This is a genomic window from Marivirga tractuosa, assembly GCF_042140215.1.
Lineage (GTDB): Bacteria > Bacteroidota > Bacteroidia > Cytophagales > Cyclobacteriaceae > Marivirga > Marivirga tractuosa_A.
On record NZ_CP159478.1, the window covers coordinates 4,332,954 to 4,347,887 of the forward strand.

At 35.8% G+C, this 14,934-nt stretch carries 17 protein-coding genes; 9 read left to right on the forward strand and 8 right to left on the reverse strand.

Going from position 1 to position 14,934, the window contains the following annotated elements; genetic code table 11:
• Positions 1-909, forward strand: coding sequence for a type IX secretion system membrane protein PorP/SprF (locus tag ABWH96_RS19300; RefSeq protein WP_375579130.1), 909 nt, complete (start codon positions 1-3; stop codon positions 907-909).
• 60 nt (positions 910-969) lie between these two features.
• On the opposite strand, the gene ltrA is transcribed toward ABWH96_RS19300, so the two are convergent.
• The 5 genes from ltrA to ABWH96_RS19325 all read right to left on the reverse strand — a co-directional run bounded on the left by ltrA (position 970) and on the right by ABWH96_RS19325 (position 5,736).
• On the reverse strand, positions 970-2,250 hold the full coding sequence (gene ltrA, locus ABWH96_RS19305) for a group II intron reverse transcriptase/maturase (protein ID WP_375578447.1): 1,281 nt from the start codon (positions 2,248-2,250) through the stop codon (positions 970-972).
• A gap of 565 nt (positions 2,251-2,815) precedes the next feature.
• A complete protein-coding gene (locus ABWH96_RS19310; RefSeq protein WP_375579131.1) occupies positions 2,816-3,421 on the reverse strand; it encodes a superoxide dismutase in 606 nt (201 codons plus the stop codon).
• 38 nt (positions 3,422-3,459) lie between these two features.
• Entirely contained in the window at positions 3,460-3,918 is a 459-nt protein-coding gene (locus tag ABWH96_RS19315; RefSeq protein ID WP_375579132.1) for a nucleoside deaminase, read from the reverse strand.
• Positions 3,919-3,925: 7 nt separating this feature from the next.
• Complete coding sequence (locus ABWH96_RS19320; protein WP_375579133.1) at positions 3,926-4,459, reverse strand: hypothetical protein; 534 nt, start codon at positions 4,457-4,459, stop codon at positions 3,926-3,928.
• Positions 4,460-4,488: 29 nt separating this feature from the next.
• Positions 4,489-5,736, reverse strand: coding sequence for an ABC transporter permease (locus tag ABWH96_RS19325; RefSeq protein ID WP_375579134.1), 1,248 nt, complete (start codon positions 5,734-5,736; stop codon positions 4,489-4,491).
• 101 nt (positions 5,737-5,837) lie between these two features.
• Between ABWH96_RS19325 and queA the strand changes: the two genes are divergently transcribed.
• The 8 genes from queA (at position 5,838) to ABWH96_RS19365 (ending at position 13,059) form a co-directional block, all read left to right on the forward strand.
• Complete coding sequence (gene queA / locus ABWH96_RS19330) at positions 5,838-6,884, forward strand: tRNA preQ1(34) S-adenosylmethionine ribosyltransferase-isomerase QueA (RefSeq protein WP_375579135.1); 1,047 nt, start codon at positions 5,838-5,840, stop codon at positions 6,882-6,884.
• Between the two features lie 127 nt (positions 6,885-7,011).
• The gene (gene ubiE, locus ABWH96_RS19335) at positions 7,012-7,734 is read left to right on the forward strand and encodes a bifunctional demethylmenaquinone methyltransferase/2-methoxy-6-polyprenyl-1,4-benzoquinol methylase UbiE (protein ID WP_375579136.1); all 723 of its coding nucleotides are present in this window, start codon (positions 7,012-7,014) and stop codon (positions 7,732-7,734) included.
• The gene (locus ABWH96_RS19340; RefSeq protein WP_375579137.1) at positions 7,683-8,423 is read left to right on the forward strand and encodes a porin family protein; all 741 of its coding nucleotides are present in this window, start codon (positions 7,683-7,685) and stop codon (positions 8,421-8,423) included. Before ubiE ends, ABWH96_RS19340 begins: the two co-directional genes overlap by 52 nt.
• Positions 8,424-8,499: 76 nt before the next feature.
• The gene (locus tag ABWH96_RS19345; RefSeq protein WP_375579138.1) at positions 8,500-8,913 is read left to right on the forward strand and encodes a hypothetical protein; all 414 of its coding nucleotides are present in this window, start codon (positions 8,500-8,502) and stop codon (positions 8,911-8,913) included.
• Positions 8,914-9,623: 710 nt separating this feature from the next.
• A complete protein-coding gene (locus ABWH96_RS19350; protein WP_375579139.1) occupies positions 9,624-10,943 on the forward strand; it encodes a hypothetical protein in 1,320 nt (439 codons plus the stop codon).
• Between the two features lie 50 nt (positions 10,944-10,993).
• Positions 10,994-11,683, forward strand: a complete 690-nt coding sequence (locus ABWH96_RS19355; RefSeq protein ID WP_375579140.1) for a hypothetical protein — start codon at positions 10,994-10,996, stop codon at positions 11,681-11,683.
• A gap of 6 nt (positions 11,684-11,689) precedes the next feature.
• On the forward strand, positions 11,690-12,364 hold the full coding sequence (locus tag ABWH96_RS19360) for a hypothetical protein (RefSeq protein ID WP_375579141.1): 675 nt from the start codon (positions 11,690-11,692) through the stop codon (positions 12,362-12,364).
• Positions 12,328-13,059 (forward strand): toxin-antitoxin system YwqK family antitoxin, encoded by a 732-nt coding sequence (locus ABWH96_RS19365; protein ID WP_375579142.1) that lies wholly within the window; start codon positions 12,328-12,330, stop codon positions 13,057-13,059. Before ABWH96_RS19360 ends, ABWH96_RS19365 begins: the two co-directional genes overlap by 37 nt.
• Before the next feature lie 11 nt (positions 13,060-13,070).
• On the opposite strand, the gene ABWH96_RS19370 is transcribed toward ABWH96_RS19365, so the two are convergent.
• From ABWH96_RS19370 to ABWH96_RS19380, 3 genes are all read right to left on the reverse strand, one after another.
• Positions 13,071-13,733, reverse strand: coding sequence for a helix-turn-helix domain-containing protein (locus tag ABWH96_RS19370; RefSeq protein ID WP_375579143.1), 663 nt, complete (start codon positions 13,731-13,733; stop codon positions 13,071-13,073).
• A gap of 70 nt (positions 13,734-13,803) precedes the next feature.
• Entirely contained in the window at positions 13,804-14,226 is a 423-nt protein-coding gene (locus ABWH96_RS19375) for a VOC family protein (protein WP_375579144.1), read from the reverse strand.
• Positions 14,227-14,316: 90 nt separating this feature from the next.
• Positions 14,317-14,913, reverse strand: coding sequence for a NifU family protein (locus ABWH96_RS19380; protein ID WP_308349628.1), 597 nt, complete (start codon positions 14,911-14,913; stop codon positions 14,317-14,319).
• Positions 14,914-14,934 lie beyond the last annotated feature (21 nt).

The following is a 14,934-nucleotide window of genomic DNA, read 5'->3' on the forward strand; positions in this document are numbered from 1 at the left end:
ATGAAAAAACTTTACAAACTAATACCTTTTATTATTCTAATGTTCCCACTTGGCTTGAGTGCCCAGCTTGACCCACTCTACAATCAGTACTTTTTTAATCAAGCCATCATCAACCCTGCCTATACAGGCGTGAATAATATTTTTAATGCAACTGCTATGAGCAGATTGCAGTGGGCTGGGGTTGATGGAGCACCCACTACCAACACTCTAAATGTGACCAGTTCTGCCTTCAAAAACAAGGTAGGATTGGGAGCCACGCTTATTTACGATACTTACGGCATTAACAGCAATACCGAATTCAATATGGCTTATTCCTATAAAATCTCTACCGCAACAGGTGATGTTTTTTCAATGGGAATACAAGCAGGATTAGTCAATATAAATTACAATTATGATAGATTAACACTTCAGTATGTGGACGATATGGTGCTTAACAATGCGCAACAAAGCGTGACTGAAGAAAATATTGGGGTAGGCTTTTGGTACATGAGCAAAGACTACTATGTGGGACTCTCCGTACCCAGGATGCTGGACATCAACGTAAATGATGGTGGAATTGAAAGCACAAGATACCGAAGGCACTACTATCTAAGTGCGGGCTATGTTTTCAATCAGCTTTTTGCACTGAAGTTTAAACCCTCCATTCTTTTGATGTATATGGACAATAATAATTACGCATTGGACTTAAATGCTTCTTTTCTTCTGAATGAGGCCATATGGCTTGGTGCGTCATTTAGAAATTTTGGTACTATTGGCGTGAATACCCAAATGAAAGTAGGGGAAACCCTTAAACTAGGCTATGCATTTGAATTGCCGGTAAACAATACAGCCCTAACAGGTTTTGGCACTCACTCACTTATGGTTTCTTTAGATTTAGAATTGTTTAGTAGATCGAGTAGACGGCCGTGAGCCATAAGCCCACGGTGCGCCTCTCACACCACTGTACGTACGGGTCTCGTATACAGCGGTTCATTGAATGACTACTTGCGTCCTTAAGTAATAGGAAAGCATTGATTCATACCCTTTTCTCCTAAGTCTTGACAAAGTGATAGTGGTGATCAAGATTGGACTTTGGGCTACTGCCCAGCCTCCTTTTCTCGTCCTGCTCCATGCGTATGCCTGGCCTTTATCAATCCCTAAGCGAATTAAGTTTTTACGTTTTCTCTCTGGCTTTTTCCAGTCGTGCCAAATACAATATCGAAGTCGGTTCCTTAGCCACTCATCGAGGGCTTTGAGCTTGACTTGTATGCTCGCTAGGCGGTAATTGTTTACCCACCCCCTGCATATTTCTGCCAATTTCTTGAGACGTTCTTCAAATTTGTAGGGTCTGGTTTTCTTGGTAATCCCTTTGAGTTTACGCTTGAGCGAACCCCAACTGCTTTTCTTTGCTACCAATTGGTACTTGCCTTTATCACCTTTCTTGTAAGTAGGTACAAACCCGTGACCAAGCAACTCAAAGTTGCTCGGTCTTCTGATTCCGCTTTTCTCCCTATTGATAGGTAGTTTTAGCTTACTTTGTAAAAACAAATAAACCTCATTCCCTATCCTCTTGGCTTCTGCTTTTGATTTCGTGTATATACTGAAATCATCTGCATAGCGGACGTATCTGTATCCTTTTCTTACAAATTCCTTGTCCAGCACATCCAACATAATATTGGATAGTAATGGACTAAGGGGTGAACCTTGCGGCATTCCTTTCCTACGCTTCATTAGCTTCCCGTTAATTAATATCGGGGCTCTAAGCCATTTGCGGATTAACCTCAAGGTAGTACGGCATTTGACCTTTTGGTAGAGGAGTTCCAGTAGGACAGCATGGTCTACTTCATCGAAAAATCCCTTAAGGTCTATGTCCACTATGTCCTGATATCCATCATTGATGTACTTCAAGGCTTGTGTCACTGCCTTATGGATATTCTTCTCTGGTCTAAACCCGTAGCTGTGGTCTGCAAAGTCAAGTTCATACTTGCTCATCAACACTTGGCTAACGGATTGTTGCAGCCACCTGTCTGTTACTGTGGGAACTCCCAACAGTCTTACTTTACCATTGCTTTTGGGAATCTCAACACCTCTGATAGCTTGCGGTACATAGCGATGGTTCAGGATGTCGGTCAATATCCTGTCCCGATTAGCCTCAATATGTGAGGTTAATTCCTGGACTGGCATGCCATCTACTCCTGATGCTCCTTTATTGCGCACCACTTGGCGGTACGCTTTGAGCAGATTCTTACGCTTAAGTACTTGTTCTATCATATGCGTTAATCTGTTACAAGCTGTTTGCTTAAGGATAGGCTACCCACAATTAGCGGACTCCTATCCGAATTAAAACAGCATTCAATGTTCGGTCCTTCATTGACTTGTGAGGCTTCCCTGCTTTGCAAGGCTCGTTGCTGTCAATTACTATGACCTCTGCTGACTTCTCTTTGATGTTCCAGACATCTAGAGACCTCCCTAGGTAAGGCACTTATCTTTCTCCCTATTTCTGCTACATCTACTCAATACCACTGACAGCACGGCCTTTGCAATGATGTGCTTGCTCGACCACGGTTGTTGAGCCTCCGTATGTAGTTTCTGTTCGTCAGAACAGGGATTTGCCGTTTGGCTTCCTTCAGTCAATGAATCGCTTCAACCGACCTTGCCACTTGCTAGTATGCTTCGCTGCTCGCATACAAGGGACTTGCACCCTCAAGATAATCTGAGTATCTTTCAACTCGTGCCATGCTAGGCACACACATGGATTGGGAAGAAGATTTTTCTAAAAAAAATAGGCTGTAATTTTATAAACTACAGCCTATTTAAAATATTTTTTATTCAGGAATTATTTTCCTGCCTCATATCTTTTAGAAACCTCATCCCAATTGATAACATTAAAAAATGCACCAATATAATCAGGTCTTCTATTTTGATAATTTAGGTAATACGCATGTTCCCAAACATCAAGACCTAAAATCGGAGTTCCACCACAGCCTACATTCGGCATAATTGGGTTATCCTGATTTGGAGATGAACAAACTTCTACTTTACCTCCAGAGTGAACACATAACCATGCCCAACCAGAACCGAAACGAGTAGCTGCAGCATTTGAAAATTCTTCTTTAAACTTATCAAAAGAACCATAAGCTGCATTGATTGCATCTGCTAAAGCTCCTGAAGGCTGTCCTCCTCCATCTGGGCTCATTACAGTCCAGAATAATGAGTGATTATAATGACCACCACCGTTATTTCTAACAGCATTGTTATCACTATTATTTTTAAGCAATTCTTCTAAAGACTTGCCTTCCATATCTGTTCCTTCAACAGCTCCATTTAATTTAGTAACATATCCGTTATGATGCTTTCCATGGTGGATTTCCATCGTTTTAGCATCTATATGTGGTTCTAAAGCGTCTTTTGCATATGGTAATGCTGGTAATTCAAAAGCCATAATATTTATAAATTATAGGTTAAACATTAATTAAAAATTTAATTCTTCTTATTTCTCATTTTAGCAAAGAAATCATCAATTAACTTCTTGCTTTCTGTTGCCATCAGTCCACTTTTAACTTTCGTTTTTGGATGAACCATATTAGGATTTATTTTAGTAAATCCTCTTTTATCATCCGCTAAAGCATAAACAATTTGATCTATTTGTGACCAATTCAGTGCGCCTGCACACATTCCGCAAGGCTCTAAGCTAACATACAGCGTACAATCCGTTAAGTATTTTCCGCCTAAATGATTGGCAGCAGATGTAATCGCCAGCATTTCTGCATGTGCAGTTACATCATTCAATCTTTCTGTTTGATTATAAGCCTTAGCAATTATTTTTTTCTGACAAACAACTACAGCACCTACAGGGATTTCTCCTTCTTCATAGGCTATTTCGGCCTGACGAAGAGCTTCCCCCATAAAGTGCTCGTCAGAATTAACGGTGAGTTCCATTTTATGTTTACCGAAATTTAGTGGTTTCAAACATTTTTTGAGCGATTGGCTGCCATTTGGATTTCAAATAAGGCGGGCAAGAAAAACTGATGGTCACCAAACCATTTTTATGGATAGTATAAAGTAAATAGGTATAGCGTTGTTCTGCAGATCGATTGCCCTCCACATCTGGTTTACCATCAAATTGATAGGCTGCAAATTCCTTTCCATTTAATTCAACCAATTCTTTTTGAGAAAAATCTATCTCTTGAAACAAAGGAGGAATACTTGAATCATAAAACTCCTTAAGAAGAGCTACATCCCCATCTTGCCAAAAAGTAGGTGAAGCTGTAATTGTAAATTCAACAGCTGATTGTTCATCAGTCATGGCTATATCTGGAATTCTGGCACCTAAAAACTTGGCCGAAAGTTCTTGCTGAGTCATCTTTCTTAGCTCGGTAGAAACTTCCATGCTGAGATAATCAGTAAGCTTTTGTTTTTTCAAAACAGGTTCTTGTACTAGAAAAACCATCAAAAATATTAAACCGATAGATTTAATCATTAATTATTTTATTTATATCAATTAAAAAATTAAGCACGAATAGCAATTACAGGATCTAATTTAGCCGCCATGCCAGCTGGAACAATTCCTGACAAAGTTCCCACTATTGCTGAAACGACAATACCTATTATAACATTGCCAAATGAAAGCGTAAGATCTAAGCTTCCTAACGAAATAAAACTTAAAAGATACACCAGAAAAATACCAAACAAGCCTCCTAAAAGAGATAGAAATACAGCTTCGAATAAAAACTGAAAAAGAATAAAGAAATTCTTGGCCCCTAATGATTTTTGAATACCAATTATATTAGTTCTTTCTTTAACAGAAACAAACATAATATTGGCAATTCCAAAGCCTCCTACTAAAATAGAAAAGCTTCCAATTACCCAACCAGCTGTTGAAATTACACTAAATATTGAATCTAGGAAATCTGCAAATGCTTCAGGGCGATTAATTGCGAAATTAGTATCCTCTCGAGGACGTAACCCTCTTTTCTGTCGTAATAAACCAGTTACTTCCCCTTCTAAATTTTTCAAACCTTCATCTTCAGGATAGCCTTTAAAGGCCATTGTAGATTCTACTCCCCAGTTTCCTTGTCCAGAATACATTTTAAAGAAAGTACTGTATGGGACGTAGCAAAAATCATCGGCACTAGGAGCATTGGTAATACTTGCTCCCTGTTTTTCCATAACACCAATCACCCGATATTTCAAGCCTTTTAATTTAATTTCTTTCCCTATTGGATCATTTGTTGGAAATAAGGTTTTGGCTACTTCAGCTCCGATAATAGTTACATTAGCCCCTTTTTCTATTTCCTGTAGTCCGAAATAGCGTCCTGTTTCAACTGGAATCTCAAATACATCTTTATGCTGATAGGCTACACCCGAAACTCTCGCCCCACTCAAACTATTGCTTCCATATTTTACAGTCACTCCGTATCTTTCAGCAAAAATGGTCATTGCAGATGCTTCTTTTGAATTATTTTTAAGGAATTGATATTCGCTGTAATCTGCTTTAGGGCGGTTGACATATTTCCACCAAGGATAATCCTGGCCCAGAATCCAGGGCCACTTTTCAATTCTAATTACGTCATCCCCCAAGAAATTTAAACTATCTTTGATATTCTTCTCTAAGGAATCTACTAAAGTAAATACCGTGATGATAGAAAAAATCCCAACCGTTACACCCAGAAGTGAAAGTATGGTTCTTAATAAATTGGCTCGCAGGGCACTTATAGCGAAGCGAAAACTCTCCAGAAGCAGATGAAAGTAAATCATATGTAAATATAAAAATATAAAGCTACAAGATTACAAAAACAATTATTAACTTTGCCCTCTTAAAATTTTAAGTCTAACCACTTAATACCGTAATATTAAGTATGAAATTATCAGAATTCAAATTCGAATTACCACTTAAATTAGTGGCACAGCATCCGGCAGAAGACAGAGACTTAGCAAAGCTAATGGTTTTGCACAAAGATACCGGAGAAATTGAACACAAAACTTTTAAAGACATTGTAGATTACTTTGATGAAGGTGACATTTTAGTGACCAATAATACCAAAGTATTCCCTGCTCGTCTTTATGGGAACAAAGAAAAAACAGGTGCTCAAATTGAGGTCTTTCTTTTGAGAGAGCTTAACAAAGAAATGCATTTGTGGGATGTGTTGGTTGACCCGGCTCGAAAAATTCGTGTTGGAAACAAATTGTATTTTGGAGATGGTGAACTAGTAGCGGAAGTTATTGATAACACTACTTCAAGAGGTAGAACCATCAAATTTTTATATGATGGTGACGATCAGGATTTCTACAAATTAGTAGATTCTTTAGGTGAAACCCCTCTTCCAAAATATATTAAAAGACCAGTAGAAGAAGCTGACAGAGAGCGATTCCAAACTATTTATGCTGAGGAGGTAGGTGCTGTAGCAGCTCCCACTGCAGGAATGCACTTCACACGCCAAGTCTTAAAAAGAATGGAGTTGAAAGGCATTAAAACCAGCCCGATTACTTTACACATTGGTTTGGGGACATTTCGCCCAGTTGATGTGGAAGATTTAACGAAGCACAAAATGGATTCGGAAAACTTTAAAGTTCCGAAGAAAACCGCTGAATTGGTGAATGAATCATTGGACAGCAAGAAAAGAGTTTGTGCTGTAGGTACAACTGCTATGCGATCTATGGAATCTTCCGTTACTGCCAATAATCATTTGAAAGAAAATGAAGGCTGGACAGACCGTTTCATTTTCCCTCCTTACGAATTTAAAATTTGTAATGCATTATTAACTAATTTCCATATGCCTGAATCTACTTTACTGATGATGGCTGCGGCATTTGGAGGATATGACAACGTAATGAAGGCTTATCAAGAAGCAATAAAAAATAAATATAGATTCCTTTCTTATGGGGATGCTATGTTGATTATTTAATTTTTTGAATTACCGAAATAAGACTGCTGTGTTTAAAAATAAAAACATAGCAGTTTTATTTTCTTCGAAACAAACATTTCTTCAATACACGCTGTTAGACCTACATAAATAGCAAATCCAATTTCAGATGACAGTATTACCCTACAAAGACAAGGAAACAGGCAAAAAACAACAAGTGGCTGATATGTTCGATAACATTAGCCATAAATATGATTTCCTTAATCATTTTCTAAGCCTAGGTATTGATATTCGATGGAGAAAAAAGGCCATTAAATTATTGAAAGAAATTCAACCTAAGCAAATTTTGGACATTGCAACTGGTACAGGTGATTTTGCTATTGAGGCATTAAAACTAAATCCAGATCATGTTACAGGAGTTGATATTTCTGAGGGCATGTTGAATGTAGGAAGAGAGAAACTGAAGAAAAGAAAATTGGACGATAAAATCACTTTAACATCGGGTGATTCGGAAAACCTTCCATTTGAAGATAATAAGTTTGATGCTATCATCGTTGCTTTTGGGGTAAGAAACTTCGAAAACCTTGAAAAAGGTTTGGCAGAAATGTTCAGAGTGTTAAGACCAGGAGGTAAAGTAGTGGTTTTGGAATTTTCCAAACCTAAAAGCTTCCCATTTAAACAGCTCTTTAATTTCTATTTTAAAAATATCTTACCAACTTTAGGCAAAACAATTTCAAAAGACAATGCAGCCTACAACTATCTTCCAGAATCAGTTAGATCATTTCCTGATGGAAAAGATTTTACTGCAATTTTAGATAAATTAGGCTTCAAAAACACTGTATGCAAACCGCTAACTTTAGGTATAAGCTCCATCTACACTGGAATAAAATAATTCTATTCACCTTAGGAGTAGTTTTCAGTTTTCATGTTTCAGCTCAGCAATATGAAAAAGAAAACTTACCTAATTATGATGACCAGTTAATTCATTACGGCTTTTACTTAGGCGGGCACACTGCCAACTTAAAGGTAAGATACAATGAAGCTTTTGTATCAAATCAATTTGACTCCTTACATTCCATAATTCCAGAAAGTTCTCCTGGGTTTACTGTTGGTTTCATAGTTAATTTAAGAATTGCGCAATATTTAGACCTTAGGACACTCCCTGGGGTAGGGCTATATCAATATACTTTAAATTACAATACCTACGATCAAGCGGAGGAAGTCACTTTCCAGGGAAAAAAAGAAGCTTTCTATGCTGAATTACCTCTTTTGTTAAAATATAAATCTCAAAGAAGAAATAATTTCAGAGCCTATATGATAGGAGGCGCTAAACCATCCTTCGAAGTGAGTGGTAAAAGACCTTCAGAAATAAATGAGGATATATTATTAATCAATACTTTCAACCTTGCTTTAGAAATAGGATTCGGTATTGACATTTATTATGAATTATTTAAATTTTCACCTGAAATCCGCTTTTCCCGAGGATTAACAAACGCATTGTTTGACAGACAAAATAGCTACAGCAGTCCGATAAATCAATTGGTTACGAATAGTGTTTCTATTTACTTTCAATTCCAATAATCTCAAAATATAATATTAAAGCAATACAAAAAATATTTTTTGAGTTAATTTTGTAATTTAACTAAATTCTAATTTGATGAAAAAATTTATCCTACTTTTCAGTCTTGTTTCACTATTTGCAGTTTCAGAGTCAAAAGCTCAATGGCGTTTGGCTGCGGGTATAGATGTATTAAGTACTCCTTTCTTTGAAAATATTCCTAAGTACCGTTTTGGTGCTGAAGCTCAATATTTCATGGCTAATCGATTCGCTTTAACAGGTGGATTAGAATTTATTGAAAAAGATTTAGGAGGTTCAGCAGGTTTCAGATTCTACCCTATCAATCCTGTTTTTCTAAGAATGAGAGGCATATTGAAAGACAACTCTGATCTAGCATTAGGGATGGGGTATGCAATTGGTCTGAATAGTAATTGGAGATTGGAAACAATGGCAGACTATTTTGCGGTTAGCAGTGGTTTTGCTATGAGAGTGGGGTTGGCTGTAAAATTATAATTCTGTGTATCTAACCAAAGCTTAAAGGAAGTAACCTTTTCCTTGCTTACTAAAATATCCTTGCTTCTACATAAACACTAAGGCCTAAAAGTTTTAATCGGATATAGTTCCCGTGATTGGGATCTGCCCTAAAGGATGGAAGAAAATAGTGATAAGAAAAATATGATTAAATTTCGCATACCTCTTTTGATTTTTCAAAGTTGCGGTATTTCTTCCCTATTTTAAATTAAATCTAACTCAAACCTAATTGGGATGGAAGAGGTGTAGGATTTGAAGGATGGAGTGGTTTAGGATAAAACCCCCGTGAACAAGCAAATATTTTCATGTAATATTTATCAATATTATTAATAATTAAAAACCTCATACAATCACTTAAAAGCACACTATAGGTTTTTTTAGTAAATTGATAAATAATTGATATGAATTCTATCTGATAAAAAAAATAAATTTATATCAAAAATTATGTATTTTTTTTTTGGAAATAAATTAATTGAATGATACTTTCGAATTTCAACCAGGGTAAACGTATGAAAATATGTAAAACCTATTAAAGGATTAATGGTACCTAATATTCTTTAATGAACCTTACGAAGTGATTACAATTGATTTGTTCCACTACGATAAAGTTACTAATCAATAAATTTCCCTTCAATTTTTATACCCGCCCTGTTGTTTTAAATAATTTTAACAATCAAACTATCATTTTAATTATGAAAAATTTGAATTTGAAAATTACTGCACTATTGTGCATAGTTGCTATGTATGCTTGTAATCCAACATTAGAAGATGAGGAGTTAACTATCTCAGAAGATGAAATGCAAAATGAGGATTTGATTAAATTGGGAGATGCAAATATTGAAGCACAAAATATTTTAATAAATATGCTTCAAAATGAGCCTGAAGTAAGGAAAGAATTGCTGAAAATTGGGATAGAAAAAGAAGGTGTAATGCTAAAAACACTTTTTGACCCTACAACTGAAAGTTTTCAAAGATTAAGTCCTGCATTACTTAACTTTAAAAGCAAATTCACTAATTACTTTAACGGAACAGAAAGTAGTTCTCAAAGAACAAGTCAGGAAAACAGTGAGGAACTAGAAAAGTTAATCCAAACGCTCACGGATGGGAACATGGAACTTTATATGCCCTATATTGAGGAAGAGATGTTGGAATCAGATAACTTAACTATAGTAGCAGCCACCTTAGAAAACCGAGGAGACATAGCAGAGGGCTATAGAATTAATTTATCAAATTCGAAAGAAAGAAGTAGTTTACCTTATGACCCTCCAAGATTAGTTGACGTAGATGATGACTATGCAGCTGGAAATTCTACCATGATTATAATGCCTATTGACGATGGTGGAGGTTATGGTGGTGGAGGCTATGGAGGAGGCTCCTCTGGCGGAGGTTCTTCAGGTGGAGGTTCCACTGGAGGTGGTTCCGGAACTAATGAAATCTATGACAGTTTATACAGAATGCATGTGCAAGTGGCAGAGATGAAATGTACAAATCAGTATGACCCACTAATTGGTTTTAATACCAATGGCGGGGAATCAGAATTTAAATTCTTTAGAGCAAAGCCTGAATACAATTTTTCAGAAGATAAAGTCGAACCTGCTACCCATCAAGTTCAGGCAGAGATGTCAAGAAAGCAAATACGTAAGAAATGGTGGGTAGAACAATACGTTCCTTGGGATTATCAGTGGGAAGAAGGAGAGGAAATTCAAGGATTTGCCATATATGAGTGGGATAATACGGACAATGAAGTGTCTATCAATGGTAATGTGAAATTGAATTTAGATAAAAAAACCTCTGGTGATGCAAATATTGGTGGAGAAGTAACAGCAGGATTTTCAGCTACATTTACATCAAAGCACAGTGTTTTAGCAGATCAAGATATAAATAGAGAATATTTCTATGATGACATAAAAAACAAAGTGAATTTTGGTCATGGATTTCGTAATGGACTGGCTATTAGGAAGGCAGGCTCTTTGTATTATACATTAAAGTCGCTCAACTATTATAATGATTAATATAAAAAGAGAGCCACTAATCATAGTGGCTCTCTATTGCTTATAACAATATGAAATATCTTATCATAATACTAGCTTGGATTTGCTCACCAATTATACTGTCAGCACAAAATCATAAAGAGTATTCCAAATTTGAATTTTCCATAGAAAGTGGTTTGCATATGGATGTAATTGAACTAATTGAACCTTCTTACGGCTCTCATAATCCAAGACCTTCATTTATTCCGGAAGACTTTCAACCTGAAAAAGTGCTAAAGGGGTGGAGCAATAGAGTAAAAATTAAATATAATTTTAATAAAAAGTGGTCTGTTTCTGGAAGATTAGGTTATACAACATTTAAAAGAACTTATTCAAAATCAAATTCAGATATCTATGGTATTTTTGGGGATAAAAAGTATATCGAAAGATATTTCCCAATGGACTTTTTACTCGAAAGAAAAGTAAATTTCAAAAACAGTACTAGTTATTTGAATATTGCAGCAGGACCTATCATTCGTTTTTTTGATGACTCTTCAATGGATTATGGAATAGCCCAAAATCGAGATGGGGAATATTATGTACCCGGTTTTTATGCATCTTCAAGAAATTTTGGCGACATCGGTTTTTCTTTTAACCTAGCCTATGCAAAAGAAATAAACAATGCATTAGACATTGGCATCAACTTGAATGCCTATACACTTTTTGGCGGATATGGTTTAGAAAGCATAATTCTCGCTCCTTTTGGAACCCTTAAATTCTAACCTATTATGAAAAAAATAACTTTTTTTTCAATATTGATTTTGTCTTGTTCGATAACATGTGCTCAAGAAGTATTGTCTGAAAATGAATTTGGTTTTGGATTGGGCTTTGCCAGAGACTACAACAACTCCTTATTTCCAAGATTTCCGGATAATTTAATGCCGGAAGAGTACGTGGATAATTGGGCTGATGACCCCGTAATAGAAGGTCGCATGATTTCCTTTTCTTGGTACTTTAGGCTTGATGAAAAGATCCCTTTAAAAATCGAATACTTCAGAGGAGAATTTAGGGAACAATACAGTGATCCTTTAATGCTTTGGTCAACCGATAAATTTGATAAATTATATAATTCAATTGTATTAGGAAGTTATTGGAATATTATAAAAAAAGAGAGTCGTCATCAAATCCGATTAGATTACGGATTAAACTTTTACCGTATTTTCAATTCTATAGCTCGTTATGAGATTGATATTGATGAAAACGGAGACTTTATTAGTGTTAATCCTTATGTCGAAAATTCTTATGAAAACAACATTACTTTAAATGCAGGATTCCAATATAAATTCTATTCTAAAAATGAAAAAGTATCTATTGGCTTAAAAGTTTCAGGTTTTTATCAAATTGACTATCATCAAAACTTTACAGGATGGACTTTCTTACCCACAATTTCATATACGCTTTAATATTTCTATTTTCTATAAATTCTTGCATCACTGTTGATGAAAATTATGATAAAGACAATTATACAGGATTTATCGAATTAAAAAATGAGGACAATGTAATCAGAAAAAAGGCTTATTATAAAAATGGAATTAAATACTCTTATGAATTCCATTATTACTCTAATGGAAAAGCTCACAAAGTTCTTTATAATTTAAAAGGCAAGCTAAATGGACCATATCATGAGTATTTTAAGAATGGAAACATAAAAGAAACTGGCTTTTTCGAAAATAACTTAAGAACTGGTGAATGGATCACCTTTTATGAAAACGGCCAACTACAATCTCAAGTAGAATATAAATCAGGTGAAAAAGTAGGAAAATGGGTAGAGTACTATAAAAGTGGAGAGCTTCTCGCTAAAGGATTATACAAAAAGAACTTAAAAAATGGTGAGTGGAATCTTTTTCACAAAAACGGAAACATTGAGCATGAATCTTTTTATAAAAATGGAAAAGAAGAAGGGAAGTGGGTGAGTTACCATGAAAATGGAGTAATGGCTGGCATAATCAATTTTAAGAATGGCAAAAAACATGGTGACTGGAAAAAATTTGATGAAAATGGTGATATTTATTCAGCAGGTTCCTACGAAAACAATAAACCTAACGGAAAATGGATGAAAATTTCCACTAATGGAAAAAAGCTCTACGCAAAATTTTAGTTAGTAATAACCTATAAATTAACAATAGGCGCCATGCTAAACGTATCCTCTTTATCCGATGGATTGATTTTGAGGATGTTGGAAACTACCAAATTCACTAATACTCTTGAGGCTTTGTAGCGATTTAACTTAGATATTTCCTGAAATTTAGCCAAAGTAATGGATTCATGCTCGCCTAAATACTCCAGCAAGACTTTCTCTTTTTCCTGAATTTGGAGAATTCTGCTATTTTTCCTCTGGGAGAACTTAATGATATTTCGAACTTCCTTGCTAGCCTGTATGCTCTTATCGGCTAATCGAACATAAGCTTTTCCCCAATCAGTATTTTCATCAGGCAATGCATAGTGAGGTTTTTTCTTGCTCTCGGGCACTTCGTAATGCACCACTGCCCTACTCTCATCTTCATCTAATGGAATGATGTTGTATTCGTATTTAAGTCTGGGCTTGCAAAGCTTAGCCAAGGCCTTATTCAAAACATAAATTTCTTCTTCTGCATATTTAACCCCAGGAATATTCCCATTATCATCTACACCAATTAAAACATTACCACCTTTTGTATTAGCAAAAGCCACAAACTCTTTTACAATTTTTTCCGGATGAGCTGCCTTTCTTTTAAATTCAAGGGTATCGCCCTCCCCTCTTCTGACTAATCGATATAGGTCTTTTAGCTCCATTGCTAGAAAGTAATGTTATAGGTAACCAAAAGCTAAAGCAATCGGTTTAATGAATTCTTAAAAAAAGAAATTATGACGCGAAGATATCTTCGTCTCTTTTGAAAGATTTAAACTCCAGAGCATTTCCGCTTGGGTCTAGGAAAAACATGGTGGCTTGTTCTCCTGGCTCTCCTTTAAAACGAATATAGGGTTCGATTACAAAATCTGTTTTAGCTTCCTTCAATCTATCGGCTAAATCATGCCATTGTTGCCATTCCAGAATCACTCCGAAATGCTTTATTGGGACAGATTTTCCATCCACTGGATTAGCAGCTGGCTCTTGAATAGCATCATCAGTTAAATGTGCAGTAATTTGATGTCCATACAAATCAAAATCAATCCATCTTTCGGAAGTACGACCAATTTTGCAATTCAATACTTCTTCAAAAAACTGACGAGTTGCTTTTAAATCTGTAACAGGAAAAGCCACATGAAAAGGTCTGATATTATTCATCTCTATAAAAGTAAATATGAAGGATTTGACAATAAAAAGCAGTCAGTGAAATGATAATCAACTGACTGCATAATAGTTTGGAATGTAATTTTATACGCCCTCTGCCTGTACTTCTTTTACATCATTAGGCAACATCCTTTTTAAAAGATTTTCAATTCCTGCCTTTAATGTAATAGTAGAAGAAGGGCATCCGCTGCAAGCACCTTGCAATAGAAGATTTACTCTTTGGGTATCCTTTTCATATGAATGGAAAGAAATTGCCCCACCATCTTGCTCAACAGCAGGTTTGATATATTCATCTAAAATATTCTTGATTTGCTCTTCCAATTCAGCATTTTCGCTTGTATTGGTCTCTTCAAATAAGTCTTTTGCTTGCAATTCGATAACTCGCTTGCCAGACTCCAAAAATTCTTTGATGGTATCCTTTACATCATTTTGGATTTCTACCCATTCGTACTCAGGCTTTTTGGTAACCGTAACAAAATTGCTCATATAAAATACCCTGTCCACATATTCCTTTTTGAAAAGGATTTCTGCTAATGGGGCTTGAGCTGTATCTTCTATAGATGGAAAATCAAAAGAATCACCTTCAGGTACCAACATTTGGTTAGTAGCGAATTTCAAAGAATTCGGATTCGGATTGGCTTCCATGTAAATGGTAACAGGTTGTTGTGTCTGCGTACTCATCTTTTTAAGTTAAATTTTTTA